This is a genomic window from Stenotrophomonas sp. 1L-E-5-B-C3 (assembly GCF_057292075.1).
On the sequence record NZ_JBXAWS010000007.1, the window covers coordinates 265,247 to 275,982 of the forward strand.

At 67.5% G+C, this 10,736-nt stretch carries 9 protein-coding genes; 5 read left to right on the forward strand and 4 right to left on the reverse strand.

Annotation, left to right across the window (positions count from 1 at the left end):
- Positions 1 to 41: 41 nt before the first annotated feature.
- Positions 42 to 794, forward strand: a complete 753-nt coding sequence (locus AC0Z6F_RS11875) for an SDR family NAD(P)-dependent oxidoreductase (RefSeq protein ID WP_012509809.1) — start codon at positions 42 to 44, stop codon at positions 792 to 794.
- 121 nt (positions 795 to 915) lie between these two features.
- Here AC0Z6F_RS11875 and AC0Z6F_RS11880 read toward each other — a convergent pair whose 3' ends face one another.
- The 3 genes from AC0Z6F_RS11880 to radC form a co-directional block, all read right to left on the reverse strand.
- Positions 916 to 1,821 carry an SPOR domain-containing protein gene (locus AC0Z6F_RS11880; protein ID WP_065724202.1) on the reverse strand — a complete coding sequence of 302 codons (906 nt, stop codon included), beginning with the start codon at positions 1,819 to 1,821 and terminating at the stop codon, positions 916 to 918.
- Between the two features lie 21 nt (positions 1,822 to 1,842).
- On the reverse strand, positions 1,843 to 3,531 hold the full coding sequence (argS, locus tag AC0Z6F_RS11885) for an arginine--tRNA ligase (protein WP_006387703.1): 1,689 nt from the start codon (positions 3,529 to 3,531) through the stop codon (positions 1,843 to 1,845).
- 114 nt (positions 3,532 to 3,645) lie between these two features.
- Positions 3,646 to 4,350: a RadC family protein gene (radC, locus tag AC0Z6F_RS11890; protein ID WP_012509812.1), complete on the reverse strand. Its 705-nt coding sequence runs from the start codon at positions 4,348 to 4,350 to the stop codon at positions 3,646 to 3,648.
- Between the two features lie 151 nt (positions 4,351 to 4,501).
- On the opposite strand from radC, the gene AC0Z6F_RS11895 reads away from it, so the two are divergent.
- Positions 4,502 to 5,557: a hypothetical protein gene (locus AC0Z6F_RS11895; protein WP_006387707.1), complete on the forward strand. Its 1,056-nt coding sequence runs from the start codon at positions 4,502 to 4,504 to the stop codon at positions 5,555 to 5,557.
- Between the two features lie 11 nt (positions 5,558 to 5,568).
- Here AC0Z6F_RS11895 and AC0Z6F_RS11900 read toward each other — a convergent pair whose 3' ends face one another.
- Positions 5,569 to 6,195 carry a response regulator gene (locus AC0Z6F_RS11900; RefSeq protein ID WP_065724206.1) on the reverse strand — a complete coding sequence of 209 codons (627 nt, stop codon included), beginning with the start codon at positions 6,193 to 6,195 and terminating at the stop codon, positions 5,569 to 5,571.
- Between the two features lie 228 nt (positions 6,196 to 6,423).
- On the opposite strand from AC0Z6F_RS11900, the gene coaBC reads away from it, so the two are divergent.
- Genes coaBC through AC0Z6F_RS11915 form a run of 3 tightly spaced genes read left to right on the forward strand, consistent with a single transcriptional unit; the run spans position 6,424 to position 10,517 of the window.
- On the forward strand, positions 6,424 to 7,686 hold the full coding sequence (gene coaBC / locus AC0Z6F_RS11905; RefSeq protein ID WP_485617243.1) for a bifunctional phosphopantothenoylcysteine decarboxylase/phosphopantothenate--cysteine ligase CoaBC: 1,263 nt from the start codon (positions 6,424 to 6,426) through the stop codon (positions 7,684 to 7,686).
- Positions 7,683 to 8,156, forward strand: coding sequence for a dUTP diphosphatase (gene dut / locus AC0Z6F_RS11910; protein WP_065724207.1), 474 nt, complete (start codon positions 7,683 to 7,685; stop codon positions 8,154 to 8,156). The genes coaBC and dut overlap by 4 nt, the downstream gene beginning before the upstream one ends.
- Before the next feature lie 12 nt (positions 8,157 to 8,168).
- Complete coding sequence (locus tag AC0Z6F_RS11915) at positions 8,169 to 10,517, forward strand: phosphomannomutase/phosphoglucomutase (protein ID WP_485617244.1); 2,349 nt, start codon at positions 8,169 to 8,171, stop codon at positions 10,515 to 10,517.
- Positions 10,518 to 10,736: the final 219 nt, after the last annotated feature.

Genomic DNA, 10,736 nt, shown 5'->3' on the forward strand with positions numbered 1-10,736 from the left:
GTGCCAGAATGGGTGTCTGGTTTTCCCCCTGGAGTTGCCTGATGACCCGCACTGTCCTGATTACCGGCGCCACCTCCGGCTTCGGCGCCGCTGCCGTCCACCGCTTCGCCCAAGCGGGCTGGAAGGTGATCGCCACCGGCCGCCGCGGCGAACGCCTGCAGCCGCTGGTCGAACGCTATGGCAAGGACGTGGTGCATGCCGCGGTCTTCGACATCCGCGACCCGGTGGCGATGGAAGCGGCGCTGCTGGCGCTGCCGCCGGCGTTCGGTGAGATCGACCTGCTGGTCAACAACGCTGGCCTGGCACAGGGCACCGCGCCGGCACAGAGCGCAAAGCTGTCCGACTGGACCACGATGATCGACACCAACATCACCGCACTGGTGACCCTGACCCACCGCCTGCTGCCGCAACTGGTCGAGCGCAAGGGCGCGATCATCAACATTTCCTCGGTGGCCGGCGTCTACCCCTACCCGGGCGGCAACGCCTACGGTGGCACCAAGGCCTTCGTCAGCCAGTTCTCGCTGGGCCTGCGCTCGGATCTGCACGGTACCGGCGTGCGCGTGACCACGATCGAGCCGGGTATGGCCGAAACCGAGTTCACCGTGGTGCGAACCCATGGCGACCAGGCTGCGTCGGACAAGCTCTATACCGGCGCCAACCCGATGACCGCCGAAGACATCGCCGAACAGATCTTCTGGGTGGCCACGCTGCCGCCGCACCTCAACATCAACCGCCTGGAGCTGATGCCGGTCAGCCAGTCGTTCGCAGGTTTCCAGGTCGCCCGCGAAGGCTGATGATCATTTGTAGCGTCGAGCCATGCTCGACTGCTTTCAACAGAAGCCGAGCATAGGCTCGACTCTACACAGACAAAAAAAAGCCGGGCAATGCCCGGCTTTTTCATTCACATCGGCAGGCTTACTGCGCCTTGATCGCCATCGCCTGCAGGCCGGTACCATCCAGCTTCTGCTTGGCTTCGGACAGCTCGCCGGCACTGCCATACGGCCCCATGCGCACGCGGTACACGGTCTTGCCGTTGATCTGTGCCGACTCCACGCGTGCCGCCAACCCCATCATCGCCAGCTTGGCCTTGGTCGCCTCGGCATCGCCGGAGGCACCGAAAGCGCCTGCCTGCAGGATGTAGCGGGCGTTGTCGGCAGCAGCGGGTGCGGCAGTGGCCGCCGTGCTGGTCGCAGCCGGTGCAGCTTCCGCACGCGGAGCCGCGGTGGCCGCAGCCGTGTTGTTCGAGGCCGCAGTGGTGTTGGCCGCCGGCGTTGCCGCCGCCGGACGCTCACTCAGCGGCGCCGGCAACGGACGGCTGGTGGCGGTGACCGGTGCAGTGCTGGCCACGCTGGCGGTTGCCGTCGGTGCCGGTGCAGTGGCCGTGGCCGGCGGAACCGGCTTGCCTTCCAAAGCGGCCTGCGCGCGCTGCGCTTCGGCCTTGGCCCGGCGCTGGTCTTCAGCACGCGCGCTGGCAGCCAGCTCGGCGTCGGACATCTCGACTTCCTTGCCCGGCAGCAGGGTGTAGAAGTCGTACTGGGTAGCGGCCGGCTTTTCCGCTTCGGCCGGCTTCGGCGTGGCCGGCTGTGCGGCCGGCTGGGTGCCGACATCGCTGTCTGCATCAGCGACCGGGGCTGGCTGTGCGTTCGGGTTCGGCTGCGGACCGGCGCGCAGGAAGCCATCGCCTTCGCCCTTGAACAGGTTCGGCGCCGCCAGGAACACCACGGCCGCAATCGCCACGCCAGCGACCAGCCACACCCATCCGGGTGTGCCCTGGCTGCTGCTGTTGCGTCGTGCCTGGTTTTTGCCGCGTCGTGCTGCCATGTGTACTGCGTCTCCTGATGCTTACATTTTTTCCGGGGCGCTGACGCCCAGGAGTTCGAGGCCGTTGGCCAGCACCTGGCGCGCGGCGCAGGCCAGGGTCAGCTTGGCGTTGCGGTCGGCGCTGTCATCCACCAGCACCGGCGTCCCGTGATACCACGTGTGGAACGCGTGCGCCAATTCACGCAGGTACTGCGCCACCAGGTGCGGTTCCAGCGCCACGCCGGCCGCTTCCACCACTTCCGGGTACCGCGAGATCTCGTTCATCAGCAGCAGCGAGGCGTCGTCGGACAGGCGGCCGAGGTTGGCCAGGCCGTTGCCCTGTTCGTACACCAGGCCCTTCTCCTGTGCCTGGCGCAGCAGGCTGCAGACACGCGCATGCGCGTACTGCACGTAGAACACCGGGTTGTCGTTGCTCTGCTGGCGGGCCAGGTCGATGTCGAAGGTCAGCTGCGAATCCGGCTTGCGCGCGATCAGGAACCAGCGGGTGGCATCGCGGCCGGCTTCTTCGATCAGGTCGCGCAGGGTGAAGTAGCTGCCGGCACGCTTGGACAGCTTCACTTCCTCGCCGCCGCGCATGACGGTGACCATCTGGTGCAGCACGTATTCCGGCCAGCCCTGCGGGATGCCCACTTCCATCGCCTGCAGGCCGGCGCGCACGCGTGCCAGTGAACCGTGGTGGTCGGCGCCGAGCTCGGTGATCGCGCGCTCGTAGCCGCGCTGCCACTTGGACAGGTGGTAGGCCACGTCCGGCACGAAGTAGGTGAAGGTGCCGTCGGACTTGCGCATCACGCGGTCCTTGTCGTCACCGAAGTCGGTGCTGCGCAGCCACAGCGCGCCGCCTTCCTCGTAGGTGTGGCCCGAGGCCTGCAGCTTGGCGACCGCTTCGGCGACCTTGCCATCGGCGTACAGCGAGCTTTCCAGGAAGTAGATGTCGAAGTCGACGCCGAATGCAGCCAGGTCCAGGTTCTGCTCGTTGCGCAGGTAGGCCACGGCGAAGCGACGGATCGCCTGCATGTCCTCTGCGTCCTTGGCACCGACCACCAGGGTGCCTTCCAGATCGACACTGGCACCGGCCATGTAGGCGCGGGCGACGTCGGCGATGTACTCACCGCGGTAGCCGCCTTCCGGCCAGCCGTCCTGGTCCGGGGCAATGCCCTTCACGCGGGCCTGCACCGACAGCGACAGGTTCTCGATCTGCACGCCGGCGTCGTTGTAGTAGAACTCGCGCTTGGCGTTCCAGCCGTTGGCGTCGAGCACGCGCGCCACGCAGTCGCCGATCGCCGCGGCGCGGCCGTGGCCGACATGCAGCGGGCCGGTCGGGTTGGCCGACACGTACTCCACGCCCACCGTACGGCCATTGCCGGACAGGTTGCGGCCGTAGTCGTGACCTTCCTTGATGACCGACGCGGCTTCACGCTGGTACGCGGCCGGAGCCAGGTAGAAATTGATGAAGCCGGGACCAGCGATCTCGACCTTGCTGACGTCCTCGCTGCGCGGCAGCGCCTCGACCAGCGCCTGTGCCAGTGCGCGCGGATTGCTGCGCGCGGCCTTGGCCAGCAGCATCGCGGCGTTGGTGGCGAAGTCGCCATGGTCGCGGGTCTTCGGGCGCTCGACCACGAAGTCCGGCGGCAGGGAGTCGGCGGGCAGGGTGCCATTGGCGCGCAAGGCTTCGATGCCTTGGCTGATCAGGGCGCGGAGGAGATTTTTCACGAGGCCTGCTGTGAGAATGAGCGGCGGAATCGCCCATTTTAGCGCAGATACCAGCGGCCACGCTGACCGGAACCTGCCTGTGGGGGCGACCGATGGCGCCCGGAGGGCGGGCGCTCAGCCGAACAGCCGGGGCTGGGGCGGCGACAGCAGGCCTCGTTCAGCAAACGAAACGGGGCGGCCCTCACCGACCACGAAGTGGTCCAGCAGGCGCACGTCCACCATCGCCAGTGCCTGCTGCAGTTCGTCGGTGATGCGGGTATCGGCGCTGGAGGGTTCCGGGTCGCCGGAAGGGTGGTTGTGGCTGAGGATCACCGCCGCCGCGTTGTGCAGCAGGGCCCGCCGCACCACCTCGCGGGGGTAGACCGGCGCGGCGTTGATGGTGCCGTGGAACAACTCCTCGCAGGCGATCAGCCGGTGGCGGTTGTCCAGGAACAGGGCCATGAAGATCTCCCGGGCCTGGCCGCGCAGGCGGTGCTGCAGGTAGCGGCCGACCGCGGCCGGATTGTTGCCGACCGCCTCGCCATGTTCCAGCTCGGCAGCCAGGTAGCGGTGGGCCAGTTCCAGCCCGGCAGCCAGCGTACAGCTGCGCGCCGGGCCGAGCCCGGGCAGGCGGGCCAGTTCACGCGCGGGGCGGTCCAGCAGCACCCGCAACGGGCCGTGCGCCTGCAGCAGGTCGCGCGCGGTCTGCACGGCATCGCGGCCGCCGAAACCGGAGCCCAGGAACAGCGCCAGCAGTTCGGCATCGGAAAGCGCCGTGGGCCCGCGTGCCATCAGCTTTTCGCGGGGACGTTCCTGTTCGGGCCAGTCGTGGATGGGCATGGCCCCAAGCTTGGACGTTTGGCCCCACCACCGAAATCAGGAAACCGGGATGAGAGGGGTCAGTCGATGCCTACCGGGCAGATTTTCAACAAATTTCAATGTATCCACTGATCGCCTTTTCTAGACTTCAATGGTGTGCTTAGGAGACCTGATGAAGCGACTTTCCCTGATCCTGATCCTTTCAACGTCGATACTGCCTGGTCCGGCCGGGGCAGGGGGCGCTGCCGCCACCTACGAGGAACTGTCCTCGTTGGCCAACAGCGGAGCTGCGGTCGTGGCGGCAAGCTTCGATGGCGCTGTACTGGCGGGGACTGGCCGTCGCGGATGCTGCTTCTCGCAGGCATTCCGATGGTCCAGCCAGGATGGTGTCCGCTGGCTGTCACGGCAGCACGAAGCAGAAGACAGTTCGGCTCGGGCAATCAGCAGGGACGGTCAGATCATCCTGGTGGAGACCCGAATCTCGACCGCGATGCAGGTTCTCCGCTGGTTGCCTGATGGCGAACGGGTTGCGGTTACCCCGGTCAGCCAATCCCACCGAGGCTTGGCGATGAACGCTGATGGGACAGTCGTCGGGGGGGCGGAGTACCTCTACCACTCACCGGATAGCGAGCAGCCGTACCTGTGGAGCGAGGCAGAAGGCTATCGCATTCTTCCGGCACCAGGAGGAGCCGACGGTACGCGTCCCACCCATTTCGACCCGGATCCGGCTGTTGTCCATGGCATTTTCTTTGTCGACGGGCCTGAACCAGGCGATCCCGCGAGGCCCATGCGGATCCGGTGGCGAAACGATGAAATCGATCCCGCCTCGCTTGCACCCATGCCGGATGACACCCTCCAGATCGGTCAGATCGCCATGGAGCAGTCGCTTCAGGTCGCAGGGATCGATCGCTACGAGCCAATGTCGATCGTGTGGATGGATCTGCAGGGCGGAATCCTGCTGGGAAGCGAGCCATTTTCCAACCAGGCACTGATCTGGACGCGCAGCAACGGCGTGTGTCGTCTGGAAGACTGGCTGCGGGCACTTCCTGTGGAGCTCCCCGAAGAGACCCGTTGGGAAGGCTCTCTGGTCAGCCCGGACGGACGCGTGCTGGTTGGCGTTGGGCACCGCAAGGAAGGCGAGGAGCAGGTTCCCTGGCGGGTATCGTCGGAGGTGCCTTTGGCAGACATTGTCCTTTCTGCTCCTGGTTGCGCCGCTTCAGCCAGCTGAGCCCCGATGCCTCAATCGCGCCGGGTCTGCAGATAGTCGAACAGTTCCTGGTTGTTCTGCAGGCCCAGCTTGCGCTTGGCTTCGGCCTTCTGCCGGCTGATGGTCTTCGGACTGCGCCCGCAGCGCTCGGCGACAGCGTTCACGCTGAGCCCGGCCGCCAGCAGATCCAGCACCTCCTGCTCGCGTGCCGACAGCGGTGCCGGTTCGCGCGGGAACAGCAGGTCGCGGGCCTGCAGGTGGTGGCGCAGCTGCTGGGAAACGAACACCTGGCCGGCCAGTGCCGCGCTCAAGGCCTGCGGCAGTTCGGTGAAATCGGCGCACTTGTCGACCAGGCCGCTGATGCCTTCGCGCAGCAGGCCGTCAAGCAGCCCGGGATGGCGCGCACCGGTCAACACCACCACCGGCAGCCCCGGATGACGTGCGCGCAGCGCGTCGATCAGTTCCGGGCCGTCCGGGCCGTCCCCCGGCATCGACAGATCGGTCAGCACCGCATCGCAGTCATGGTGCTCCAGCAGCTGCAGCAGCTCCGCGCCGTCACTGGCGCTGCCGACGATCTCCATCAGGTGGGTCTGCAGCACGATGCGGATGCCGTGCAGGACCACTGGATGGTCGTCGGCAATGATGATACGCGGGTGCACGCGGCTCCTCAGGGATCGGACGGACGCTGCACACAGCGGCCAACGCCTGATTCTGCAAAAGGGCGGGGCCGCAAAGGTATAGGAAAGGTCCGAAACAGATGCCCGGCAATCCCTGGAGTCAAGCGGAGCGTGCTCCATCTGCTGATAGCCGCCCGCTATGTGTGCCGTGTACCGGGACATTACCGACCATCGGGTAAGCTACCGCCCTCGTTTGCACAGGAATTCCAGGTGGCTGACTCCCCCAATGCTTCTCCCGCGCCGGCCCGCGCGCTGGAAGGTCAGAAACTGCTGTTGTGCGTCGGAGGCGGGATCGCGGCCTACAAGGCTTTGGAGCTGGTGCGGCGCCTGCGCGACGCTGGCGCCCAGGTGCAGGTGGCGATGACCGCCGGTGCCCAGCAGTTCGTCACTCCGCTCAGTTTCCAGGCCCTGTCCGGGCAGCCAACCCGCACCACGCTGTGGGACAGTGCCGCCGAACAAGCCATGGGCCACATCGAGCTGGCCCGCTGGGCCGACCGCATCGTGGTCGCCCCCGGCACCGCCGATCTGTTGGCGCGGCTGGCCCAGGGCCATGCCGATGACCTGGTCAGCACCCTGTGCCTGGCCAGCACCGCACCGCTGACGATCTGCCCGGCGATGAACCATCGCATGTGGCTGCATCCGGCCACCCAGGCCAATATCGCCCTGCTGCGCCAGCGTGGCGCGCAGGTGATCGGCCCGGTTGACGGTCCCCTGGCCGAAGGCGAATCCGGTCCTGGCCGTCTGGCCGAACCGGGTGACATCGTCGCCGCGCTGGCCGCCAACGGCAGTGCCGAGGCACCGGCTGCCGCGCCGGAAGCCCGCGCGCTGCAGGGCCTGCGCCTGCTGATCAGCGCCGGCCCCACCTATGAAGACATTGACCCGGTGCGTTACGTCGGCAACCGCAGCAGCGGCAAGATGGGCTTTGCCCTGGCCGCTGCGGCGGCCGCACTCGGCGCCCAGGTGGTACTGGTCAGTGGCCCGGTGCAGCTGCCGACGCCGCAGGGCGTGCAGCGCATCGACGTGCGCTCGGCCGCGCAGATGCGCGATGCCGTGCTGAAGTCGCTGCCGGCCGACATCTATATCGGTGCGGCGGCCGTTTCCGACTACACGCCGCGCCAGGTCGCGCCGCAGAAGCTGAAGAAGACCGCCGACAGCCAGTCACTGGTGATCGAGCTGGTGCGCACGCCGGACATCCTTGCCGAGGTGGCCGCACAGACGCAGTCGCTGAAGCTGGTGGTCGGCTTTGCCGCCGAGACCCACGACGTGGAGAAATATGCACGGGGCAAGCTGGTCGACAAGCGCCTGGACCTGGTGATCGCCAATCAGGTCGGCATCAGCGGCGGCGGTTTCGAGAGCGACAACAATGCCGCCACTGCCTTCTGGCAGGACGGTGAACAGGTATTCCCGGCCACCTCCAAGCGCGAGCTGGCCGAACAACTGCTGGCGCTGATCGCGCGGAGACTTCAGGCATGACCCAGGCATCCACTTCCCAACCGCTGCAGGTCAAGCTGCTCGATCCGCGCTTCGGCGACAGCTGGCCGCTGCCGGCCTACGCCACCGAAGCCAGCGCCGGCATGGACCTGCGCGCGGCGCTGGATACCGCGCTGACCCTGCAGCCGGGCGACACCGCGCTGGTGCCCAGCGGCCTGGCCATCCACATCGCCGATCCGCACCTGTGCGCGGTGATCCTGCCGCGTTCGGGGCTGGGCCACCGCCATGGCATCGTGCTGGGCAACGGTACCGGCCTGATCGACGCCGATTACCAGGGCCCGCTGCTGATCAGCGTCTGGAACCGTGGCCGTGAGGCCTTCACCATCGAGCCGGGCGATCGAATCGCGCAGCTGGTGGTCGTGCCGATTGCCCGCGTCAACCTGCAGGTGGTGGATACTTTCACCGACAGCGTGCGGGGAACGGGTGGATTCGGCCATACCGGGGTGCGTTGACGGGGGACATCGATGAGCGGCATCGGGGAAGGACAGCGGGGACGGTCGTTGGGTCGCAGTGCACCACTACTGGGGGTGCTGCTGATCCTGCTGGCCGGCTGGTTCGGATGGAGCGCGGTGCAGCAATGGCGCCAGGAGGCCAACGGCCAGGCGCTGGAAGAAGCACGTGACCAGGCCGTGCAGGGCCTGCAGGACGCGGCCGCCGGCCAGCTGAAGCAGCTGCAGCAGCAGCTGAAGAACGAGCGCGTGCAGCAGGCGCTGCAGGCCGGCGATGCCGCTGCAGCGGCACTGGCCGTGCGCGAGAGCTGGACCGGCGTGGAACAGGCGGAAGTGCTGAGCGCCGATCTGGCCAGCGCCTACGCCGACCCGGCCACCTTCGGCTATGCCCGGCTGGCGCTGCTGGAAGCGGCATTGGCTGAAACCAAGCCCAGCCTGCGCGTGGTCCGCGATGGCGGTGGCAACCGCCTGGGTCTGGCCGCGCCGGTACAGCTGGGCAGCCTTGGGCCGGCGGTGCTCTATGTGCGCCAGCCGTTGCTGCGGCTGACCGCGCCGTTGGACCAGGTCAGTGCGCCGGCCACGGGTTTCCTCGGCCTGCGCCAGGGTATGCATGATCTGGTCACCCAGGGCGATGCCAGCCTGGCCGAGAGCGCCGAGGCACTGGCACGGCCGATCCCGGGCACGCCGTTGCGCCTGGTGGCCGCGGTCCCCAATGTCGAATCCGGGCCGTTGGGCCTGGGCGCGCTGGCCAGCGCCATCGTCGCGCTGCTGCTGGCGTTCATCGCGGTGCTGCTGGTGATCGGCCGTGGCCGCCTGCCAAAGACCCTGCCGCTGCCACGTCGCGCCGCTGCGGCGGATGCCGACCATGGCCCCACCCTGAGTGAAAGCCTGCAGCAGGCTCCGCCAGCGGTGGCCGCCGTGACCAGCAGTGGCGATGCCACGCCACCGTCGCCACCGCCGGTGCCGGCCGAGGCGTTGGCCGCCGGCATCTTCCGCGCCTATGACATCCGTGGCGTGGTCGGCAGCGAACTGACGCCGAAGACTGCGGCGCTGATCGGCCAGGCCATCGGCACCGTGGCCCTGGAACAGGGCCTGCGCGAGGTGGTGATCGGCCGCGATGGCCGCCTGTCCGGTCAGGAGCTGGCCGCCGGCCTGGCCGAAGGCCTGCGCCGTGCCGGCTGTGCAGTCATCGACATCGGCCTGGCGCCGACCCCGCTGGTGTATTACGCCGCCTTCCATCTGCGCACGGGGACCTGCGTGGCTGTGACCGGCAGCCACAATCCGCCGGAGTACAACGGGTTCAAGGTGGTCATCGGCGGTGAAACGCTGTCCGGTGATGCGATCACCGATCTTTACCAGCGCATTGTCGAGGGCCGCCTGGTACAGGCCGCCGAACCGGGCGACTACCAGCAGCGGGACGTTGCGGCCGACTACATCCAGCGCATCGCCGATGACGTGCAGCTGGACCGCCCGCTGAAAGTGGTGGCCGATGCCGGCAACGGCGTCGCCGGCGCGCTCGCACCCCAGCTGCTGGAAGCGATCGGCGCTGAGGTCATTCCGCTGTACTGCGATGTCGACGGCACCTTCCCCAACCATCATCCCGACCCGAGCGAACCGGCCAACCTGGAAGACCTGGTGCAGACGGTGAAGCGCTTCGGTGCCGATCTCGGCGTGGCCTTCGATGGCGACGGCGACCGTCTGGGCGTGGTGACCGCCGAAGGCAAAATCATCTACGCCGATCGCCTGCTGATGCTGTTCGCCGCCGATGTGCTGATGCGCAATCCGGGCGCAATGGTGATCTACGACGTGAAGTGCACCGGCAAGCTGTCCGACCACGTGCTGCGCAACGGTGGCAGTCCGCTGATGTGGAAGACCGGGCATTCGCTGATGAAGGCGAAGATGCGCGAGACCGATGCCGAACTGGCCGGCGAGATGAGTGGCCACTTCTTCTTCAAGGAGCGCTGGTTCGGTTTCGATGACGGCCTGTATGCGGCCGCGCGCCTGCTGGAGATTCTGGCCCAGCGCGAGGAAACGCCGGATGAGGTGTTGGCCGAGCTGCCGGAGATGGTGGCCACGCCGGAACTGAAGGTGCCGGTGGCCGAAGGCACGCCGCATGCGCTGGTGGCGATGCTGGTGGCGGCGGCGCAGTCGCCCGACAACCCGTATGTGGGCGGTCGGCTGTCGACCATCGATGGCCTGCGCGTGGACTTCCCCGATGGCTGGGGCCTGGTGCGCGCCTCCAACACCACGCCGGTGCTGGTGCTGCGTTTCGAAGGCAACGACGAGGCGGCACTGGAACGCATCCAGGCGCTGTTCCGCAGCCAGCTGCAACCGGTGCTGGGCGACACCCCGCTGGGGTTCTGAAGTGGGGCCGGGCTGCGCCCGGCACCCGCCGAAGCAACAGCAACATCAACATCAACATCAAAAGCGGGCTATCCGTGGGATGGCGGGGTGAGTCCGGTTGCGGGGGACGCCGTAAACCCGTCCATGAAGTGACCCCCGGGAATTGGACACCAGATCCAACCCCGAGGGATACATGAACAGATACGACGCGCGTTTCAAACTGCAGGTCGCCAAAGAGGC